At 39.4% G+C, this 21,386-nt stretch carries 15 protein-coding genes; 6 read left to right on the plus strand and 9 right to left on the minus strand.

The genetic code is table 11. The features are described 5' to 3' along the window. Nucleotides 1–25: 25 nt before the first annotated feature. Nucleotides 26–2,284 carry a TonB-dependent receptor domain-containing protein gene (locus tag AC1M84_RS10385; protein WP_481594950.1) on the minus strand — a complete coding sequence of 753 codons (2,259 nt, stop codon included), beginning with the start codon at nt 2,282–2,284 and terminating at the stop codon, nt 26–28. 266 nt (nt 2,285–2,550) lie between these two features. Here AC1M84_RS10385 and tig point away from each other — a divergent pair, with 266 nt between their 5' ends. The 4 genes from tig to AC1M84_RS10405 all read left to right on the plus strand — a co-directional run bounded on the left by tig (nt 2,551) and on the right by AC1M84_RS10405 (nt 6,921). After that, nucleotides 2,551–3,882, plus strand: a complete 1,332-nt coding sequence (gene tig / locus AC1M84_RS10390; protein ID WP_481587580.1) for a trigger factor — start codon at nt 2,551–2,553, stop codon at nt 3,880–3,882. Nucleotides 3,883–4,074: 192 nt separating this feature from the next. Further along, complete coding sequence (gene clpP, locus AC1M84_RS10395; protein WP_035265270.1) at nt 4,075–4,686, plus strand: ATP-dependent Clp endopeptidase proteolytic subunit ClpP; 612 nt, start codon at nt 4,075–4,077, stop codon at nt 4,684–4,686. A 33-nt stretch (nt 4,687–4,719) separates the two neighbouring features. Further along, nucleotides 4,720–6,030, plus strand: a complete 1,311-nt coding sequence (gene clpX / locus AC1M84_RS10400) for an ATP-dependent protease ATP-binding subunit ClpX (protein ID WP_179998657.1) — start codon at nt 4,720–4,722, stop codon at nt 6,028–6,030. A 138-nt stretch (nt 6,031–6,168) separates the two neighbouring features. Beyond that, on the plus strand, nt 6,169–6,921 hold the full coding sequence (locus AC1M84_RS10405) for a DUF2846 domain-containing protein (protein WP_481593307.1): 753 nt from the start codon (nt 6,169–6,171) through the stop codon (nt 6,919–6,921). A 27-nt stretch (nt 6,922–6,948) separates the two neighbouring features. Here AC1M84_RS10405 and AC1M84_RS10410 read toward each other — a convergent pair whose 3' ends face one another. From AC1M84_RS10410 to AC1M84_RS10435, 6 genes are all read right to left on the minus strand, one after another. Then, the gene (locus AC1M84_RS10410) at nt 6,949–7,491 is read right to left on the minus strand and encodes a DUF2059 domain-containing protein (RefSeq protein ID WP_035265277.1); all 543 of its coding nucleotides are present in this window, start codon (nt 7,489–7,491) and stop codon (nt 6,949–6,951) included. A gap of 71 nt (nt 7,492–7,562) precedes the next feature. Beyond that, a complete protein-coding gene (locus tag AC1M84_RS10415) occupies nt 7,563–9,089 on the minus strand; it encodes a fumarate hydratase (RefSeq protein ID WP_035265279.1) in 1,527 nt (508 codons plus the stop codon). Nucleotides 9,090–9,409: 320 nt separating this feature from the next. Further along, complete coding sequence (locus AC1M84_RS10420; protein WP_481593308.1) at nt 9,410–9,751, minus strand: hypothetical protein; 342 nt, start codon at nt 9,749–9,751, stop codon at nt 9,410–9,412. A gap of 361 nt (nt 9,752–10,112) precedes the next feature. Continuing rightward, nucleotides 10,113–12,257 (minus strand): phosphate acetyltransferase, encoded by a 2,145-nt coding sequence (gene pta, locus AC1M84_RS10425; RefSeq protein ID WP_481593309.1) that lies wholly within the window; start codon nt 12,255–12,257, stop codon nt 10,113–10,115. A gap of 64 nt (nt 12,258–12,321) precedes the next feature. Further along, nucleotides 12,322–13,545, minus strand: a complete 1,224-nt coding sequence (locus tag AC1M84_RS10430) for an acetate/propionate family kinase (RefSeq protein WP_481591557.1) — start codon at nt 13,543–13,545, stop codon at nt 12,322–12,324. A gap of 384 nt (nt 13,546–13,929) precedes the next feature. Then, a complete protein-coding gene (locus AC1M84_RS10435; RefSeq protein WP_481594951.1) occupies nt 13,930–15,195 on the minus strand; it encodes a glutamate-5-semialdehyde dehydrogenase in 1,266 nt (421 codons plus the stop codon). A gap of 287 nt (nt 15,196–15,482) precedes the next feature. On the opposite strand from AC1M84_RS10435, the gene AC1M84_RS10440 reads away from it, so the two are divergent. Next, nucleotides 15,483–16,805, plus strand: coding sequence for an alpha/beta fold hydrolase (locus tag AC1M84_RS10440; RefSeq protein ID WP_481594952.1), 1,323 nt, complete (start codon nt 15,483–15,485; stop codon nt 16,803–16,805). Between the two features lie 63 nt (nt 16,806–16,868). Here AC1M84_RS10440 and AC1M84_RS10445 read toward each other — a convergent pair whose 3' ends face one another. Beyond that, nucleotides 16,869–17,714 carry a class I SAM-dependent methyltransferase gene (locus AC1M84_RS10445; protein ID WP_481594953.1) on the minus strand — a complete coding sequence of 282 codons (846 nt, stop codon included), beginning with the start codon at nt 17,712–17,714 and terminating at the stop codon, nt 16,869–16,871. A 70-nt stretch (nt 17,715–17,784) separates the two neighbouring features. Continuing rightward, nucleotides 17,785–18,804 (minus strand): beta-N-acetylhexosaminidase, encoded by a 1,020-nt coding sequence (gene nagZ / locus AC1M84_RS10450; protein WP_481594954.1) that lies wholly within the window; start codon nt 18,802–18,804, stop codon nt 17,785–17,787. Nucleotides 18,805–19,000: 196 nt separating this feature from the next. On the opposite strand from nagZ, the gene AC1M84_RS10455 reads away from it, so the two are divergent. Further along, complete coding sequence (locus AC1M84_RS10455; RefSeq protein ID WP_481594955.1) at nt 19,001–21,184, plus strand: carboxy terminal-processing peptidase; 2,184 nt, start codon at nt 19,001–19,003, stop codon at nt 21,182–21,184. Nucleotides 21,185–21,386: the final 202 nt, after the last annotated feature.

Genomic DNA, 21,386 nt, shown 5'->3' on the forward strand with positions numbered 1-21,386 from the left:
GCGCAGGGTCTTTAAAAAATTTTGCTTAGAACTTAAAAGTTGTACTTAATTGTACACGACGACCTTCTTGAGTGTTGGTATAACGGTTGTAGTACTGATCATCTAAAGTAACATATTGAAGATCAACAAAATCTTTATCAAAAATGTTGTAGATAGCAACGCCGACATCTATATTATCATTCACAGTATAGTTTGTACCAAGGTGCCATTGGGTGTAACCTTTGAAATCACCTAACGCATTTTTAACATTGCCTTCTTCACGTAATTGGCTACTACGATATTCACCACGCAACCATAAGCTCATGTTATCAGCAGGCACATAGTTAACTAAAAGGTTTGCCACATGTTCTGCATTATCTATGTCATCGGTTGTATTACCCAAAGCATCGGTAAGTTCACCTTTAGTCCATGTATAGTTCGCCGATAACTTCCACTGGTCATTTAACTGATAACCTGCACCTACTTCAATACCATGAGATTCTGCTTCATCCGCATTATAAGGGCGAGCAAGGGTTAAGTTACGATTTGATGCGGTATTCCAATCTATGCCCCATTCTGCAAACTTGGCATTACATGCATCTACTGCACCAGAACAATCGAATTCAATTGGACGACCGTTATAACTCACCCCAGGCACATAAGTACCTTTCGCAACTAAATCAGCAATATCTTTATCCTGAATATGTACTAAAGAGTAACCAGCACCAACTGTTGTGATTTTATCTTTAGTCTTGTTTTGGAAGAATGTTAAGTTGGCATTAAAGCCAGCTTGGTTATCGAAATAAACACCAAGTTCGTAGTTTTCACTTGTTTCAGGCTCTAAGTTAGCGCTACCTAATACCGGTGCACGACCTTGGCTCGCAACGTTTGATAGACCTTGAGTTAATTGCTCTAAACGTGGCACTTTATAGCCTTCAGAATATCCACCTTTTGCAGTCCATTGTTCATTCACATTCCATACGACATATGCACGTGGTGTGAAGAAATCACCAAAGCTGCTGTGGTCGTCAAAACGCCCCCCTAAAGTTAAGTTTAAGTTTGGTAAGATGCTCCAAGTATCTTCAATAAATAAGCCATATTGGTCAAAAGACAGTTCAGGGTTGGCACGGCGGATGCCATCCTTAACGCTTGATTCCCACCACTGAGCACCAACGGTTAAGCTATGATTTTCAAATTTTTGGGTGCTAAATTTAGTATCGAAATAGGTGTCTTCACTTGTTAGTTTGCGATCATTGAAATTATTTTTTTCAGCAGCACTTAACATGCCTGCAGGGATTAGACGACCAATAGTTTCAGTTTCAACATGTGAAATGCTGCTCTCAAGCTTACCAAAGTCGGCATCCCATTCATGTGAGATATATCCTTTAGTACGTTCATATTCTTGGCTTGGGCCATAACCCTGTGTTGCTGATGGGGCTAATGGTTTACCAGAGTTATCAAGGTAAGTACCTAATTGACCGCGGCTGTTATCGAACCATTGTTGTGTATTTTCAACATCTAATGCAATTGTATGGTCAGCATGTGGTGTTAAAGTAATACGTGCACCTAAAGTTTCAATGTCAGACTTAGTCGGGCTATTACCTTGTGTTAAAGCACCATTTGGATCACTCAGATAAGATTGTTGACGCTCGGCTTTACGGCCACGTAATTGCACGCCAACTAAATCTTTAATTATAGGGCCAGAAGCAAACACTTCAGCTGAATATTGATTCCCAAAGTCAGAACTATTCGGGAGAATGGTACCATTAAGTGTTAATGATCCTGTCCATACATCTGAGACTTTTTTGGTGATAATATTAATTACCCCACCCATAGCATCTGAACCATAAAGGGTTGACATTGGACCACGAATAACTTCTATTCGTTCAATTGCAGAAATTGGTGGAATAAAATTATTATTTGATTCGCCGAAGCCATTAGGGGTGATGCTACCTACAGAGTTTTGCCGTTTTCCATCAATTAACACTAAGGTGTATTCTGCTGGCATACCACGCATACGGATATTAAGTGTACCTGTTTTACCAGCTGCTGGACTAATATCAACACCTTCAACTCCTTTAAGTGCATCAGCAAGAGAGGTTACACGTTTGGTTTTGAAATCTTCGCTTGTTAAAACTGTAATTGATGCAGGAGCATCTTTGATTTTCTGTTCGTAACCAGCTGCAGAAACTACAATTGTAGAAAGTTGATGAGCACTATTTTCATTTGTCGTATTTGCAAATGTTACACCGCTAGATAAAGCGAATAATGCAACTGTAAGAGGTTGAAGCTTAAACTTACTCATATTATGTTCTTCCGCTGGTATGAGTGATGCTTGAGGGCATGATCAAATTTGATGCAAATATTAATGATAAACTTTATCATTTGCAATAAAAAACAAACAATAATTAAGAAAAATGAATTGAATATGGTCAAACCTTGTGAGCAAAAAAAATATTCTCAGCTTTATAAAAAAGATGGTTTGAAAAAGGTATTTTGTATATCTTTGATTGTTGTCATATAATGTGGCACTTTAAAAATTGCAATTACTATTTCTATATCGAGGAAGCCATGCAAGTAACTTCTGAAGCGGTTTCGGGCGTAGCCCGTCGTTTAAATGTATCTGTACCGACGAGCCGTGTTAATGAGCAATTCGAAGCTCGTTTAAAACGTACTGCTAAAACAGTTAAGATCAACGGCTTCCGTCCAGGTAAAGTGCCTTTAAATGTTGTTCGTCGTGAATACGGCGCGAGCATTTACCAAGAAGTGGTAAATGATGTTATTCGTGACACAGTATTCGAAGCAATTCAACAAGAGAAAATCAATGCTGTAGGCATGCCTAACATTGAAAAAGTTGAAAACAAAGAAGATGCTTTAGTTTATGAAGCAACTGTTGAAGTTTACCCAGAAGTTTCAGTTAAGTTTGACGGTTTAGAAGTTGAACGTAAATCTACTGAAGTAAATGATAAAGATGTAGATCAAATGATCGAAAATCTTCAAAAGCAACGCGCGACTTGGACTGAAACAAAAGGCATGGCTAAAAAAGACATGCAAGTTACTTTTGATTTCGAAGGTTCTATTGACGGCGAAAAATTTGAAGGTGGTTCTGCTGAAGACTTCAAACTTGTATTAGGTTCTGGTCGTATGATCCCTGGCTTCGAAGACGGTATCGTTGGTATGAAGAAAGGCGAAGAGAAAGTAATTGATGTAACTTTCCCTGAAGATTACCAAGCAGAAAACCTTGCAGGTAAATCAGCTCAATTCAAAATCACAGTTAAGCTTGTTGAAAAACAAAAGCTTCCTGAGGTAGATGCTGAATTCCTAAAAATCTTTGGTTTAACTGAAGAAGAAGGTGTTGAGAAGTTAAAAGCTGACGTTCGCAAAAATATGGAACGTGAAGTGAAAAACGGTCTTCGCAATCAAGTGAAAGGTGCAACTTTTGATGCGCTTGTAGCTGCAAATGAAATTGAAGTACCTGCATCTATGTTGTCTCAAGAAATTGACCGTCAACGTCAACAAATGATCCAACAGTTTACTCAACAGTTTGGTGCTCAAGGCGCTAAAGCATTTGATTCAAGCATGCTTCCAGATGAATTATTCAAAGAGCAAGCTGAAAAATCAGTAAAATTAGGTGTTTTGGTGAGCAGTATTCTTGCTGAAGCAAAAATCGAAGTTGATCAAGCACGTGTAGAAGCTTATATCGAAGATATGGCGACTTCTTATGAAGATCCTACAGAAGTTATTGAATACTTCAAAAATGATAAGCAACAACGTGCACAAATCGAAGCTGTTGTTTTAGAAGACCAAGTTGTAGATCACATCTTAGCGTCTGCTAAAGTAACTGATAAAGCTGTTAGCTATGAAGAATTGTTGAAAGAACAACAAGCTCGTCAACAAGGCTAATCGGTTATCCGAAGGAAGAGGCGCTTAACGCGCCTTTTTTCTTGTAAAAAATATGGATCAACTTGTCCTGTATTCACAAAGCCTAATTAAAAAATATCTGATATTTAATGGTGAATATTTTGCATTTTCGACAATTATCCCTCATATTGTGAAAATGTATTGAGTGACAAAAAATTCAGGAATAAATAACGTATGTATGTTCCAACAATTGATAATGCTTTGGTTCCAGTTGTCGTAGAGCAATCATCTCGTGGTGAGCGTTCTTTTGATATTTTCTCGCGTCTTTTGCGCGAACGTGTAATTTTCTTAACGGGTGAAGTTGAAGACAATATGGCGAACTTAATCGTTGCGCAAATGTTGTTCTTAGAAGCTGAGAACCCAGAAAAAGATATTCATTTGTACATTAACTCACCTGGTGGTTCAGTGACTGCGGGTATGGCAATTTACGATACGATGCAATTCATCAAACCAGATGTCGTGACATATTGTATGGGCCAAGCAGCCTCAATGGGCGCTTTTTTATTGAATGCTGGTGCTAAGGGTAAACGTTACTGCTTAGAAAACGCTCGTGTTATGATTCACCAACCATTGGGTGGTTTCCGTGGTCAAGCTTCAGATATTGAAATTCATGCACGTGAAATTCTATTTATTAAAGAGCGTTTGAACCGTCTAATGGCTGAACACAGTGGCCAAGATTATGAAACTGTTGCACGTGATACAGACCGTGATAACTTTATGACCGCTCAAGCTGCAAAAGAATATGGTTTGGTCGATGAAGTTTTAACGAAACGTCCGCAACTTTAAGCTGTAAAGCATAGAAATTTATTTGGAGTGAAGATGTCTGAAAATCCTCAAGGACAAAAGCATTGTTCATTTTGCGGTAAAACGCAGTCTGAAGTGGGTAAACTCATTGCAGGCGAGGACGCTTACATTTGTAATGAATGTGTAGATGTATGCTTAGATTTAGTTCAGACGAGCCAGCAAGTCGAAACTGGTGAATGGGCAACTCGTCCATTACCTAAGCCGCATGAAATTCGTGCAGCTTTAGATCAATATGTGATTGGTCAAGACACTGCGAAAAAAACGCTCTCTGTTGCGGTATATAACCACTATAAACGTCTTAAAGTGACTCAATCAACTGCAAAGTCAGAAGATCGTGTAGAACTTGCTAAAAGCAATATCTTACTCATAGGACCAACAGGTTCGGGTAAGACTTTGTTGGCGCAAACTTTAGCGCGCTTATTAGATGTGCCATTTGCGATGGCTGATGCAACGACATTAACTGAAGCTGGTTATGTTGGTGAAGATGTTGAGAATATCGTTCAAAAATTGCTACAAAAAGCAGATTACGATGTTGAGAAAGCACAGAAGGGTATCATTTATATCGACGAGATCGATAAGATTACCCGTAAGTCTGAAAATCCTTCAATAACACGTGATGTTTCAGGTGAAGGTGTTCAACAAGCGCTTTTAAAAATGATCGAAGGCACGGTAGCTTCAATTCCACCTCAAGGTGGTCGTAAGCATCCACAGCAAGAGTTCATTCAAATTGATACGTCTAATATCCTGTTCATCTGCGGTGGTGCATTCTCTGGTTTGGAGCGTGTCGTGCAACAGCGTCAAGAAAAAGGTGGAATTGGTTTCACTGCTGACGTGAAGACTAAAGATGACTCTAAGAAGTTATCTGAATTATTTAGTCAGGTAGAAGCTGCCGATCTTGTGAAATTTGGTTTAATCCCTGAATTCATTGGTCGTCTGCCAGTGATTGCAACGCTCGAAGAATTGGACGAAGAAGCATTAATGCAAATTTTGACTGAACCAAAAAATGCATTAACCCGTCAGTATCAATACTTGTTCGAAATGGAAGATGTTGATCTATTATTTGAAGATTCAGCATTGCGAGCTGTTGCGAAAAAAGCACTTGAGCGTAATACAGGTGCACGTGGTTTACGTTCAATTCTTGAAAACGTCTTACTCGATACGATGTACGATTTACCAAGTCGCTCTGATATTGGTACTGTTGTGATCAATGAAGCTGTGATCAATGAAAATGCTGAACCAGAATATCGAGCTGAGCGCCAACCTAAACAAGAACAACAAGTTGAAGAAAAGGTCGATTTAAAGATTTTAGATACTAAATCTGCTTAATTGATTGTAATTCATCTGAAACGCGTAAAAAGTCCCACTTTTTGCGCGTTTTTTGTTTTTAATCTCGGATTGAGATGATAATCTAACGATAACAAAAACATGACATAGAATAAAAAGTATTCGTGATGAGGGATAATCATGCGATCAACCGTAGCAGTGTGTGCTTTGAGTCTGTTTCTTGTGGCATGTCAGACACATAAAGGGCTTAACGAAAATAATCAAACTCATGTGGTTTCAACGTTAAAACCGGTAGATTTTAGTGAGAAAAAAACTTTTATATCTCAGAAGCTAGATCAATATAAAGTTGCAGGATTTGATCTGGGCTCATGGGTAAATCAAAAACCAGGACAGTTTTTCAGCCGTGTAAAACCTCAACATCAGCAAGCCGCAGTGTTGTATCTGTACCGTCCTGATAGTAAGTGGAATCGTCAGGAAATTATTGCACCGAGTTTTTTTCTAAATGGTAAGCGCATTCCGAGTTTAATCAGCAATCATTATTATTGGATAGAGCTGGCTGAAGGGGATTATCAACTTAGTATTAGTCGACCTTTAACTGTGATGCATTTTCAAAAACCTTTGGTTGCAAGTTTTAGTGTTAAAGCGGGGCAGCAGTATTTCTTAAAATATGAAGAAGAACAGTTTCGAGGTGGACCAAATGGTAGTGAAGATCTCCTCAGAGTTGGACCATTGATGCAAATGCCAACAAAACAGGCATTAAGAGAAATTGGCATGACTCAGTTGAAAACGCCTGGGCTTAACTATGTTGCCGTTATTCAACCGAACGGAACATTGCAAAAATCAAAAGAAAAAATTAAAAATAAAGAATATAAAGCCAGTGATGATGTGCGCTTAACAGAACCTTTTAAGATATATGATCCACGCACATGGTAACTCTGATTCAGCAGAATGGTTTTTAGCTTATTTCGAGTCAGTATGAATACTTTGTTTTTGTAGTTGTTCTAATTTCTTTTGGACTTCAGCAAAATTCTTTTCTGTAGATTGTAAAGAGCCTGCAAGTTGTTGATTCAGGATTTTCATGGATTCTTGAGCAACAAGTGGACCTTTATTTAAAATGGATTGACCTGTTGGAGAGGAATAAAAGTCGATCTGGGCTTGAACTTCTTGGGCATCATAGACATCTTTATAAATTTTGAGATAGATCGGTTTAAGTTTTTCCCAAGAAGTTTGCTTAATATTTTCTTGGTGAATTTTATCAGCCAGTTCATTGGCAATAACTTGTTGTTGTGGTGTTAATTTTTCGGCCTTAACAATATTTTGAACAATGCTATAGGCCTGTTGATCAATTTGAGGTCGGATTTGTTTAAGCGTACTTTGTAAGAGCTGATCTAAATTCAATACTTGTATGAGTTTTTCGATTTGTTGATCAGTCGCTTGAGCTGCCATAACCGCAGGTGAGCAGATCATGCATCCGCTCAAAAATAATGTTCTTAAAATTTTCATGAGTATTCTCGGTATAAAAAAGCACCCTAATGATAGAGTGCTTTTTGAACTTGAGACAAGTCGAATATTATTTATTGTGCAGCTGCATCTACAACTGGAATTTTACCAATTTTAGCCTGCCAAATTTTTGGTGCAGTTGCGTGAACTGATGTGCCGTTAACGTCTACTGCAACAGATACAGGCATATCTTTAACCACGAACTTATAGATTGCTTCCATACCTAAATCTTCAAAAGCGACAACTTCCGCTTCACGAATTGCTTTAGATACGAGATATGCAGCACCGCCTACAGCCATGAGGTAAGTTGCTTTATTGTCTTTGATTGCTTCAATCGCAGCAGGACCGCGGTCCGCTTTACCGATCATACCGAAAAGACCAGTTGCTTCTAAAACTTGACGTGTGAACTTATCCATACGTGTTGCAGTTGTTGGACCTGCAGGACCTACAACTTCGTCACCCACTGGATCAACAGGACCAACGTAGTAAATGAACTTACCTTTAAGGTCTACAGGAAGCTCTTCACCGTTGTTTAACATATCAACCATACGTTTGTGCGCAGCGTCACGACCTGTATAGATTGTACCGTTAAGAAGAAGCGTATCACCTGGTTTCCAAGAGTTCATTTCTTCTTGTGTGATGTTATCTAAGTCAACACGTTTAGAAGAAGATGAGTCCCAAGTGACTTCAGGATAGTCTTCAAGTTTAGGTGCAATAATATTCGCAACACCTGTACCGTCTAGTGTGAAGTGTGCGTGACGAGTCGCAGCACAGTTCGGGATCATACCGACTGGTTTACCCGCAGCGTGACAAGGGTAGTCTTTAATTTTGATGTCTAGAACAGTCGTTAAACCGCCAAGACCTTGTGCACCAATACCCAGCGCGTTTACTTTCTCGAAGATTTCGATACGAAGTTCTTCAAGTTTATTTTGTGGACCACGACGAAGAAGCTCGTCCATGTTGATCTCTTCCATCAATGCTTCTTTAGCAAGCATCATGGCTTTTTCAGCTGTACCACCGATACCAATACCGAGCATACCAGGAGGACACCAGCCTGCACCCATGGTTGGTACAGTTTTCAGTACCCAGTCCACGATTGAATCAGATGGGTTTAACATTGCAAGTTTAGATTTATTTTCTGAACCACCGCCTTTTGCTGCAACAGTGATATCTACTTTGTTACCTGGAACAAGTTTATGGTAGATCACAGCAGGGGTGTTGTCTTTCGTATTCTTACGGCCAAAAGCAGGATCAGCAAGTACAGATGCACGAAGTACGTTAGAGTTTTCTAAGTAACCTTGGCGAACACCTTCGTTAATCGCGTCGTCTAAGCTCATTGTTAAATCAAATTTAACGTCCATGCCCACTTCAACGAATACGTTGACGATACCAGTATCTTGACAGATCGGACGGTGACCTTCGGCACACATACGTGAATTGATTAAGATTTGTGCGATCGCATCTTTGGCAGCTTTGTTTTCTTCACGGTCATACGCACGACTCATTGCTTGGATGAAGTCTTGTGGATGATAGTAAGAAATGAACTGAAGCGCATCTTTAACGGATGTGATCAAGTCGTCTTGCTTGATAATAGTTGTCATACAAATATCTCTTGAGCGGGCTGATAGCTAGCGGGCTAAATTATAAGACAAAATGATTCAATTGTGGCTGTTTTGCTGAGGATTTGACCGAAAGTTTACGAGAAAGGTGGGCTGTTCTAAAGGTTTTGCTTGATATATTCATCATATCTGGAGTGAACTTTCCAGATTGGGCTATTTGCTTCCACTGTTGATATTTTGGGGGTATTACTGTAGCTGCTATCTATGCTCTACAATAAGATCGAGTTGTAAGCTTTATATTCGCTTTTTTGTGTAGAGGTGTCTAAAAATCATCGACCTATCAAGTTAATTTACCTCTTCATTTATCCACCTTTAAAGAAGGCAAGTTCTAAAGCACGATATTCAGAAATCTGATACCCGACTTTGTTTTGCATTAAGTAGTAAAATTTTTCAAACATCATCTCATTTTTCAACTGATCAAGAAGTGTCAAATATGCTAAATACGTTTCTGGTTGTTTAAAAATTTGATGATGGGGCTTACTCTCGCTTAAAAATCTGAATACTCGACTATCCCAAATTGCATATTGTTCGGGGTGAATAAAGTGCAATAGTTTAGATACGCTCACCAGTGAATTATTGAACGCACTTTTGAGAATTTTAAGCTCTTCAACTGTGATGCGATGACCCTGTTTGAATTTATTCAAAATAAGGATTAGATCATCTGCTGAAGTTAAATCAATTTTTTTTTAAATCGTAGGCATCCATGAATAGGTGAAGCTGATCCCGATCACAATGTCATCTAAAGTTAGGGTTTCGCTACTTTTGAAAAAGTTCAAAAAATAAGAATAAGCAAGTAAATAGTTTTCCTGATCTTTGTTAAATTGATTTGCGATTTCAAAGATTTGTTTAAATATTTCTGAATGACTTTTCAATGTTAAGGGCATATGACTATCATTTTAATATACAGAAAAAACAAATCTATTTGATTTTATTGATGTCTCAAAATAAAAAACCACCCCATCTTTCGAAAGGGTAGGTAACGCGGAGACATCAATTGTTAGAAGCTTAAGATGCCAATTGTTGATCTGCTTGAATGGCAGTCAATGCAATGGTGAATACAATGTCATCGACCAAAGCTCCTCGAGATAAGTCATTGACTGGCTTATTCAAACCTTGCAACATTGGTCCAACACTCACCACATTGGCAGAGCGCTGAACAGCTTTATAAGTGGTATTACCTGTATTAAGATCTGGGAAAATAAAGACATTGGCACGTCCAGCCACTTGAGAGTCAGGAGCCTTAGAACGTCCCACACTTTCGACAGATGCAGCATCATATTGAAGGGGGCCATCGATCAATAAATCTGGACGACGTTCTTTTGCGATGCGTGTTGCTTCAGCAACTTTTTCAACATCAGCACCTGTGCCAGATGTACCGGTTGAATATGAAATCATGGCAATACGTGGATCAATACCAAACGCTTTGGCTGAATCGGCAGATTGAATCGCGATTTCAGCAAGTTGCTCTGCATTAGGATCTGGATTGATTGCACAGTCACCATAAACATACACTTCATCTGGTAATAACATAAAGAAAACAGACGAAACTAAAGAGTAATCAGGTGCCGTTTTAATCAACTGAAATGCAGGGCGAACTGTATTGGCTGTGGTATGAACTGCACCTGAAACTAATCCATCCACTTGATCTAGTGCTAACATCATCGTTCCAAGAACCACTGTATCTTGTAACTGTTCTTTCGCTTGCAGTGCATTTAACTTGCCTTTACGCAACTCTACCATTGGCGCAATATAGTTGTCGCGGATGAGGTCTGGATCAATGATTTCTAAATCATCAGGTAATTCAATCCCTCGAGCTTTGGCTACATCTAAAACTGCTTCTGGTTTTGCCAGTAAGATACAGTGAGCAATACCACGTGATTGGCAGATCGCGGCTGCTTGAATCGTACGAGGTTCATCACCTTCAGGAAGAACAATTCTTTTCTTCGCTGCAATTGATTTTTGTACCAACTCATGACGGAATGCAGATGGAGAAAGACGTGGTTGGTATGAGCCATTCAGCAACTGCGTTACCCAATCCGCATCAATATGGCTAGATACAAATCGAGTGACTTGTTCAGCGCGAGCAGTATCATCTACAGGAATTTCATTGCTTAAATTAGCCAGTTGGGTTGCCGTTTCAAAGGTACTCAGTGGTGTGTGTAAAATAGGTAAGCCCTGTTTTATCGCAGCTTGGCAGAAAGCCAGTACTTGTTGATTAGGCGCATAATGTTCAGTCAGTACTAAACCTGCAAGAGGAATACCATTGCTGCTTGCTAAACTACTTGCAAGTAAGACATCAATACGATCTGATGCGCTAATAATCAGTTCACCTGCCGTGAATTTGTGCAGTTCGCGCTCGATATTTGAAGCGATCAAGCTACTATGCAGAACACGTCGTTGTGCAGCCTCACCTAAGTTAATCCATTCTGCTTGAATATGTTGCGCGATATCAGACATTCGCGGCACACTTAAAGTATTACTAAATGGTACTAATGCAATAACAGGAAGTTGTTCGGAACCAATCAGTGGATGTGTTTTTTGAATTTCCCCAACAAATTGTTGAGTCTCTTGTGTCAGACGAAGATTTGGATCAATGGTCACTGGAATCTGTGCAGACTCCTCGGACAGACCTTTGGTTCGCATGAAAAGCACACCAGCTGTTCGGTTGCTGTTTGCTCCACCAAAATTACGTAATTGGGTTTCTACTTTTTCTGCTGTATAGGCTGGTTGTTTGATATCAGCATTGCTCACAATGATGACTTTCGCATCTAGTGCTTGAGCAAGTTGAGCATTCAGTTCAGATGCAAAACTATCACGACTGTTTGGAACTAACCCTTCCACAATAATAAGATCATGTTTTTTAGCAATTTGACGATGTAGACGAACAGCTTCTTCTAATAACTCATCACTTTCACCAGCATTTAATTGCTGAACTACATTTTGATATGAGATTGGTTCAACTGTTTCGTTCTGAGAAACATGGCGGAATAACGCTGTGGTGCGATCGAAATTTTCAGCATGTACTTCTTGTGAAAATGGCTTCACAAAACCAGCTTTTACACCTTGACACTCAAGTGCATAAATTAAGCCTAAACACGCTGATGTCAGACCTACACCTTCACCAGTTGGAACAAGTACAATTGTTTTCATATCATCAAAATCTATATCTAAAAATAAAAAAGAAATATGTAAATATGTCTGAGCGGGCGACTACTTAAGCAGTCGCGGTTTCAAGTTCAGACTTTTTTTCAGATGAATTCACATCTCCGATTTGATTCACCACATGTTCTGTTTCTTGTGCAATACGTCCTTCTTCATCTGTAGGAATGACCCAAATTTGCGGACCAGTACCATTATCAATACGACCTTCAGTACCGCGAGCTAATTGGTTATTTTTTTCTTTGCTAAAGTTAAAACCAAAATGTGGCAAATAAGATAATGTTTTTTCACGAATAAATGCTGAGTTTTCACCAATACCACCTGTGAAGAATAAGCCATCAAGACGAGGTAAACCACAGCTGAGTGCTGCTAATGATTTAGCAAGACGATAGCAGAATACTTCAATAGCAAGAGCAGCATCTTCATTGCCTTCTTCTGAAGCTTCGATAAGTGTTCGCATATCGTTTGACAGGTTTGAAAGTCCTAATAAACCAGATTGGCTATTGAGCATTCTGTCAATTTTGTAAATGTCCCATCCTAGGTTTTTGGCTAAAAAATTATGTAAACTTGGATCTACATCACCACTACGGGTACCCATCACTAAACCTTCGAGTGGCGTTAATCCCATAGAGGTATCAACACTTTTACCATTCCAAATTGCACAAGTAGAACTACCATTGCCTAAATGAGCGGTGAGCCAACCACCTTCACGGAAACTACCAGCAAGCTCAGAGCCACGATCTGATACATAGGCATGGCTTGTGCCGTGGAATCCATAGCGGCGAACATTATGTTCAGTGTATAAAAATTTTGGTACCGCATAACGATAGGCATGCGCTGGCATTGTTTGATGGAACGCTGTATCAAACACTGCAACTTGCGGTAAGTCTGGGAACAAACGTTTAGTCGCTTCGATCCCAACGAGATGTGCAGGATTATGTAATGGAGCTAAAGGTGTTGCTTCACGGATTTTTTCAATAATTTCATCGGTGATTAACTCTGCTTGAGTTAAAGAACCACCATGTACAATACGATGACCAATGGCATCAGGCTTGTGATTCGCTAAGCGAGATAATCCAACTTCAAGAGCTTCTTTGTGGTCTGCATTTGGAATACGAATATCAACTGGTTCGTTGCCTATAGTCACGCCTTTGATGCGCGCTTCTGGCGTACCTAAGTTTTCAGCAAGACCATGAATTCGGAAATCTTGATCTTTAAGTAATAATGCAAACTTGATCGAAGAAGAACCGCAATTGATGATAAGAACTGAATGGGGCATGGTGTGTTCCTTTACTGGCAATTTTAATATTTCGTTTGTTTTCTTCCAAATGAACAAAAAATGTTATTTCTTGATCGTGAAGCATTTGTATCATGCGTTTTTTTATTGTCCTAGATAGACTTTAGGTGATTAGACTTAAGCACTATCGACCACTAAGGCGATAATAATTAAAATTTATAGTCTTTCTTTATTCATTTATTAAATAAATGATGGTTATGTTTTAATTAAATTGTATGCGTAAAACATAGCATGTATTGTATTTTTTATATACCACTTCTGGTTTGTAATTGATTTAATTTATACGTTTTTTATTTCGTTATGAAGAGTTGAATCACTCAAAAACAAAGCCCTTTACTCAAAGGGCTTTGTTTTTTTAAGTTAGATTTATTGACGGATTTGGCCATCGCCTAAAACAATCCATTTTTGTGAGGTGAGTCCTTCTAATCCGACTGGACCTCTGGCATGAATTTTATCTGTTGAAATGCCGATTTCAGCACCTAAACCATATTCAAAACCATCAGCAAAACGAGTAGAGGCATTAACCATGACCGAACTTGAATCGACGCGAGTAAGGAATTTTCGGGCCGTGCTAAAGTTTTCAGTAATAATCGAATCAGTGTGATGCGATCCGTATTTATTGATATGCAAAATTGCTTCTTCAACGCCACTGACTACTTTAACCGCTAAAATAGGTCCTAGATATTCCTCATACCAGTCTTCTTCGGTCGCAGTTTTAATCTGTTCACCTAAAATTGCTTTGACTTTCAAGCAACCACGCAACTCAACTTGTTTTTCAGCATAAAGTTCAGCAATGCGAGGCAGAAAGTCATCAGCAACTTTTTCATCAACCAGCAGCGTTTCCATGGCATTACATACGCCATAGCGATGAGTTTTTGCATTTAACGCAATTGGCAATGCTTTTTGTAGATCTGCTTGGGCCTCAACGAAGACGTGACAGTTACCATCAAGGTGTTTGATTACAGGAATAGTCGCTTCACGTGTAATACGTTCAATTAAGCCTTTGCCACCACGTGGAACAATAACGTCAACATACTCAGAGAGGGTAATCAATTGCCCAACTGCAGCACGATCTGCTGTATTGACAACTTGGACTGCGTTAACTGGTACACCAGCTTGCTCTAAACCTTTTTGAATTGCGGTAGCAATGGCTTTGTTTGACTCTAATGCTTCTGAACCACCGCGAAGAATGATGGCATTGCCAGACTTAATCGCTAAAGAGGCTGCTTCTAGAGTGACGTTAGGACGTGATTCATAAATCATACCTACGACACCTAAAGGCACTCGCATTTTTCCAAGCTGAATACCAGACGGGCGATAAGCTAGGTCAGTAATTTCACCAATGGGATCAATTAAACTGATGACATCTTTAAGACCTTGTAACATTCCACTGAAGCGTGTGGGTGTAAGTTCCAAACGATCGAGTAATGCGCTGTCTAAATTGTTTTCATGACCACGAGTCATGTCTAGTTTATTCGCAGCTAGAATTTGAGCTTGATGGTCTTCCAAAGCGATATGGATTGCCGTCAAAGCATTATTTCGTTCAAAAGTCGAAGAGCCAGCCAAAAAGCGTGAAGCTTCACGCGCATTCTGACCGACGACTTGCATGTACTGTTCGATGGAGTCTTGCATAGCAGTTTAACTGATCATTTTAAAATCTCATTCAAATAGTAGCAGCGCAGATGACAACAATCTATGTTTATCAGCGAAAAAAGCTAAGTTGATAAAACTTGTAACTATTTTTAGAACCTAACGGCAGTTAAAAAAGATAAAAGGTGAATTCTTGCATTGCGCAGATTTCATGCATCTGTATAAAATGAAATGAATGTTAATTATGTTGCATAATCATAACGAATTGAGAGTATGATCAAATTAACGGCTGTGAAAACAAAACAATAAAGCCAAATGGAGATAAGGGAATGAATTCCATGATAAAAATGGAGCTTGAAGATTATTCAGCTGAAGACAGCACTCATTTTTTTGATCTGTACCATAAAAATAGTTTTAAAGAGCCGCCACGAACCACATGGATTGATGGCTGGAAAATTGAATATATGGCGATCGCATCGCCAGAAACACTGTACCAGACGCCAACGCTGATTGTCGGAGGCGCATTTCAAAATTTTAATTCATATAAATATTGCGTTGAACAGCTCTTCGAGAAAGGACCTGTTATTTTAATCGACTTACCATCTTTAGGTTCAAATCAACAAATCCACAATCGTGATACTGGAATTTCTGCTGGTACTCTAGAGCTACCAGAGCTTTCAAAAATGTTAGGTCAATGGTTGGATTTGGTGGAGATTAAGAAAGTCTCTGTCATGGGGATGTCATTAGGCTCTGTGGTTGCTTCCTGTTTTGCTCATTATCGCCCAGAACTGGTAGATCAATTGATTCTGATGGGCGTCATGCAGAAGACGCGGAAAAGCTGGCGTATGTTGCTTGAAGAGTCATTAATATTGATGCAAGAGCAACGTATGGATGAGTTTGGTCAGGCTGTCATTTTGTACTTGGTGAATCATGCAAAATTAGATCAAACGCGTATGTCTCCAACAGCTAAACGACTTTTTTATAAGCAGATGTCTGAGTTTGATATCGCTGAGCGTGAGCGATATGAAATCAACTGTAATCGTTTATTGCGTCTTTCCCATGTTCCAATACCGATGTGTAAAACATTGGTCGCATGTGGTCAATTCGATAGTTTTACTTTGCCATTTGAGAATGCGAATTTTGCCTTGCAATGTCCTGATGTTGAGTTTGCAATGATTGCAAATGCGGATCATGTGCCTCAACTGCAACGCCGAAAAGAAACCATGAATCTTTTTACCAGTTTCTTAAAAGGCGAATCGATTCACAATCTAGATGGGATCATTTATTTAGATAAAGACCAAATGCAATCTTTGGATCGAAGGGGGGAAGTTCGATTTGCCCTTAAAAATGCGCATTCTGTTTTAATTCATCAAACAAATGCACAACGTTTTGAAGTTGAAATTAAAGACCTGAATTACTTTGGTGTATCATTCTTTTTGGATGACCCATCTCAAGTTGAAGTCTTACAGGCAAATGCTCGAAGTTTTGCAATTGAATTTGAGGATGAGCAAGGACATTTTGCTGTCGAATGTTTATTGTTCGATTTTATTGGAAATGAAGTAAGAGCATTATTCAAGCATGGTTATTTTGAAGTAGCTGATCGCTTACTTCAATTTATAGATACCCATAAACACAATGACAGCGTGGATTAGGCTGTCATTGAATTCAATTGAATCAGAAAATAGACTCTTCTTAATATTTAGATAAACGAATCATTATTTTATTGCATGAATCATCCATACTAGATCACCAAGATGCTGATCTGTATCCATATTTTGATTATTTTTTTCAAAATACAGTTGAGGTTGAATGACTTCAACTTCAGTAAAACCTGACAGTTTAAAAAAGTGCTGTACCTCTAAAGGGTCTTTAAAGTGGAAGGTAAATGCACTTCTTGAAGCGTATTTGAGTAATTTGCTGCTCGACCAAATTAAGTTAGCCAGTTTATGTTGGACAGGTTCGGGATAAAGGTCAGTTAAATAATGAAGCGTTTGGAATGGTTGACCAAAACGTACAATTGAATTCAGCAATTGTTTGAGTAAATCTTGATTAAAATAATTGATTAATCCTTCACTGATAATCACTAGCGGTCGTGTTGGGTCGAATTCGTCAAAAGCTGTTTTGAAATCATCCGTGAATAAGTCTGCTGATAAAACTTTAGGGCTTTCGGGATCGATTTTATTCAAAGCGGATTGTTTTGTGGTAGCCATGTCTGGTAAATCTAATTCGCGATAATCTATTTCGGGATAATGAGATCTAAACCACCAACCACGAGGTGAAAGTCCCGCTGCAATTTCTAAAATTTGCAGGTTTGGATATTGTTTGATTAATAATTTTAAATGGTCGTCTAATAATGTATGTCGTGTCTTCAGAGTTGAACGCATACTTCCACCGATAAACTTCTCAGCCATACTTTCAAAAGGGTGAGCGAATTGCGCCAACGCTTTACCTTTCGAAGTCGCAAATGCTTCGTGAGAGATACCCATTTGGTACCAAATATAGCCAGTGTAGTGAGCAGTAAACGAAATATGACGGTGCTTTGATTGTTTTGATTGAGACATACACATCCTTAGCTATGATTATTATTGGATTGGTCAAGATAAAGGGAGCATTTAGATGCTCCCTTTATTATTAAAATGATTGTCTAAAATCTTCAATGACCTTTTTGACAGATTTCCATTCGTTGCCTAAGTCAAGTTGTTCACCAATGCGAATCTCTTGAATCTTACCGCGCATACGCTCTAAGCGTTCTTGGTTCGGCAATGGATAATTCTCTATGGCACTGAGCGCGACACATGCAGATTCCCGATTATTGCAGACTAAGCCCATATCACAGCCAGCTTCAAGCGCGGCTTTGATGCGAGCATCTGCACCACCTGCAACACAAGCTGCTTGCATACTTAAGTCATCAGAAAACAAGACACCATCGAACTCAAGTGTTTCACGAAGTACTTTTTGAACCCAATACTGAGAAAAACCAGCAGGATTTGGATCTACTTTTTCATAAATCACATGTGCTGGCATGAGTGCGTCAAGTTGAGGTTGGAGTTGAATAAAGCTTTGCATATCTTGAGCTTCAATTTCAGCATAACTTCGTGTATCCACAGCTGCAGCAATATGTGAATCTGCTTTAACCGAGCCATGGCCAGGGAAGTGTTTCCCCGTGGTTGCCATACCAGCGCGTTTCATACCTTGCATAAAGGCTTGGGCTAAAGGGATGATATCTGAGATATTTTTAGCAAAAGCACGGTCACCAATAACATCGCTGATGTCGTTAAGGTCTAATACAGGTGCAAAGCTGAAATCGATCCCGACTGCAAGAACTTCGGTAGCCATGAGCCAACCGCATTGCTCAGCCAATTCAATTGCGCGTTCTGGCTGTCTTAGATAGAGCTCACCGAAACGTCCCATAGCAGGAAGGAGAGTGAAGCCTTGTTTTAAACGTTGTACGCGTCCACCTTCTTGATCGACTGCAATTAAAATATCGGGGCGAACTTGGCGCATATGATCCGTTAAGGCGCGAACTTGTTGAGGTGATTCAATATTTCTTCCAAACAAAATGACTCCACCGACTTGTGGAGATTGAAGGAGTTGAATATCTTCTTGATTAAGTGTTGTGCCCTCAATATCAAGCATCAATGCGCCAATCATAGTGGAATCCGTGATTCTAATTTTAAAAGAGAAAACAATACCCGAATTTTGCAATGATTTGCTACATTTTCTCCGTACAGATTATGATAAAACTATACGGCAGAAATAAAAAAGTTGTTTAAGGTTTTGAATATTAATATTTCTATCTGAAAACAATAGTGTAAATTTGGTTTATCCAAGGAAAGACAAATTCGTTATGAAACTTCAAACAATCGCTTGCGCGGTAGCCATTGCCACTGGTGGTTTATTTTTTGGTCATACAATTAATGTTGCGATCGCAGCGAATGAACCAGCGGTTCAACAGGTTCAGAATATAAAGCCCACACAAGAACAAGCTTTAGTTTCAAGACAATTAGCAACTTTGGTGGATCGTCAGCACTATTTAAATATGCGTTTAGATGCTACGACCTCACAACGTATTTTTGATATGTATATTGATAGTCTTGATCCTGACCATAGCCTTTTCTTGGCAGATGAAGTGGCAAACTATAAGAAAAAATACGGACCAACTTTTGGAGCGGCGCTCAAAGCGGGTAACCTTGAAGGACCTTATGCCATTCACGCTCAATATCGTGATCGTTTAAAGTCATTCTATGAGTTTATGTTGGCGGAGTTAAAAAAACCGCAAAACCTAAATCAACCTAATGTGTTTATCGAGTCTGATCGTGAAAAGGCTCCATTTTTCAAAAATAAAGCTGAGCAAGAAAATCAATGGCGCAAAATGCTGGTGTCTCAGTTAATCAATTTAACGATTGCTAAAGAAGAAGATTTGGCTAAGCAAAAAGCGCTGAAAGATGATCCTTCTTTAGCAGCAGGGCAAGATCTCACTTCAGCTGAAGATTTAACGCCAGTTCAGACTTTGACCAAGCGCTATATGCGTCAATTAGAACGTATGAAGCGTACAAAAAGCGATGACGTTTTAGAAAAAACGCTCAATGCTATGTTAGCGACTTATGACCCGCACAGTAATTATTTCCCACCAATCGATGCGATTGAGTTAAATCGTCAGACCACATTGCAGCTTGAGGGGATTGGTGTGTCGATCCGCCCAGAACGCGGGAATGAAGACTATACGCGTATCGAGACGATCGTAGATGGTGGTCCTGCGTTTAAGACAGGACAGGTTAAGTCTGGTGATCGTATTATTGGTGTCGCGCAAGACGGTGACAAAATGGTCGACGTCATTGGATGGACCAGTTCTGAAATCGTTGGATTGATCCGAGGTAAGCGTGGGACTAAAGTCACCATTAAATTGCTCGGACCTGGAGCATCTATGAGTCAGGCACGTACCGTAACTATCGTACGTGATGTGATTCAAGAAGAGGATGCAGGTGTACGTTCAAGAACAGTAGAAATTGTACGAGATGGCAAGAAACATAAAGTTGGGGTAGTCGAAATTCCATCGTTCTATTACAACTACCGTGCCCGTCGTGCTGGTGAAAGCTATCGTTCAGTATCTGAAGATACCAATAATGCATTGAAAAGTTTAGCTGCGCAAAATGTCGATGGCATTATCGTCGATCTTCGTAATAACCCTGGCGGTTCACTCGAAGAAGTGGCAAAAATGATTGGGCAAGTGATTAAATCTGGTCCAGTGGTTCAAATTCGGGATGGGAATGGTAACGTCAGTGTCTTCGAAGATCGTGATGGAGGCGCTCAAACCTACGCAGGTCCATTGGCTGTCATGGTGAATCTGGCTTCTGCATCAGCAAGTGAAATCTATTCAGCTGCTGTGCAGGATTATGGTCGTGGAATTGTGATTGGAAGTACTACGACAGGTAAGGGTACAGCTCAAGTTCAATTGGACAGCTTAGCGTATGGTCAAGCGACATTGACGCAACGAAAGTTTTACCGTGTTACTGGTGGAAGCACACAAAATAAAGGGGTTGTGCCTGATATTCAATTGGTTGATATCTACGATGAAGAGTTTGGGGAGCGTAAAGCTAAGAATGCTTTAGAGTGGGATACCATCCCTACAGCTCCTTTCAAACGTGAGGGAGAAGTGCAAGCATTTGTACCAAAATTAGCTGCTCATTCAAAACAGCGTGTTGCGAATGATATTCAATTTAAGTATCTAGAAGCGCGTAAAGCGATTTCGCAGAAAGCTAAAGAGAAAAAACAAATCGTGTTGGATATCGATCAACGTAAAGCTGAACTCATCGCTTTGGAAAAAGAAACGTTGGCAGAAGAAAACAAACGCCGTATAGCAATGGGTAAAACTGCTTATCCAAATTGGGAAAGTTATCAGGCGTCGATGGAAGCTTTGGCTGAATCGCGTGCTAAGATGAAAACTAATCAACGCCCACCTTTACCTGAAGAAGAGGCATTTGTCACTGAATCAGCTCATATCTTGCTCGATTACATTGTCTTGCAAAAATAAAAATATTTATTGTTAAGTTTTACTTAAAAATGGCGTATTTCGATACGCCATTTTTTATGGATCTCGCCGAAAAACAACTTGACGTTCAATGAGATGGTGATATTGTTGTAGGCGACAAATGCTCATTAAAAAGTTGAACCTTCTTACATTTATTTGCTGTACTTTTGGGGTTTAAATAAAATAAAAACAGGTTCAGGTACGG

The organism is Acinetobacter sp. 24-47-66 (genome assembly GCF_056779755.1).

Bases quoted from the DNA above. Each gene is read 5' to 3' on its own strand.
- AC1M84_RS10385 (WP_481594950.1), bottom strand. From the start codon at position 2,284: ATGAGTAAGTTTAAGCTTCAACCTCTTACAGTTGCATTATTCGCTTTA.
- tig (WP_481587580.1), top strand. From the start codon at position 2,551: ATGCAAGTAACTTCTGAAGCGGTTTCGGGCGTAGCCCGTCGTTTAAAT.
- clpP (WP_035265270.1), top strand. From the start codon at position 4,075: ATGTATGTTCCAACAATTGATAATGCTTTGGTTCCAGTTGTCGTAGAG.
- clpX (WP_179998657.1), top strand. From the start codon at position 4,720: ATGTCTGAAAATCCTCAAGGACAAAAGCATTGTTCATTTTGCGGTAAA.
- AC1M84_RS10405 (WP_481593307.1), top strand. From the start codon at position 6,169: ATGCGATCAACCGTAGCAGTGTGTGCTTTGAGTCTGTTTCTTGTGGCA.
- AC1M84_RS10410 (WP_035265277.1), bottom strand. From the start codon at position 7,491: ATGAAAATTTTAAGAACATTATTTTTGAGCGGATGCATGATCTGCTCA.
- AC1M84_RS10415 (WP_035265279.1), bottom strand. From the start codon at position 9,089: ATGACAACTATTATCAAGCAAGACGACTTGATCACATCCGTTAAAGAT.
- pta (WP_481593309.1), bottom strand. From the start codon at position 12,257: ATGAAAACAATTGTACTTGTTCCAACTGGTGAAGGTGTAGGTCTGACA.
- AC1M84_RS10430 (WP_481591557.1), bottom strand. From the start codon at position 13,545: ATGCCCCATTCAGTTCTTATCATCAATTGCGGTTCTTCTTCGATCAAG.
- AC1M84_RS10435 (WP_481594951.1), bottom strand. From the start codon at position 15,195: ATGCAAGACTCCATCGAACAGTACATGCAAGTCGTCGGTCAGAATGCG.
- AC1M84_RS10440 (WP_481594952.1), top strand. From the start codon at position 15,483: ATGAATTCCATGATAAAAATGGAGCTTGAAGATTATTCAGCTGAAGAC.
- AC1M84_RS10445 (WP_481594953.1), bottom strand. From the start codon at position 17,714: ATGTCTCAATCAAAACAATCAAAGCACCGTCATATTTCGTTTACTGCT.
- nagZ (WP_481594954.1), bottom strand. From the start codon at position 18,804: ATGATTGGCGCATTGATGCTTGATATTGAGGGCACAACACTTAATCAA.
- AC1M84_RS10455 (WP_481594955.1), top strand. From the start codon at position 19,001: ATGAAACTTCAAACAATCGCTTGCGCGGTAGCCATTGCCACTGGTGGT.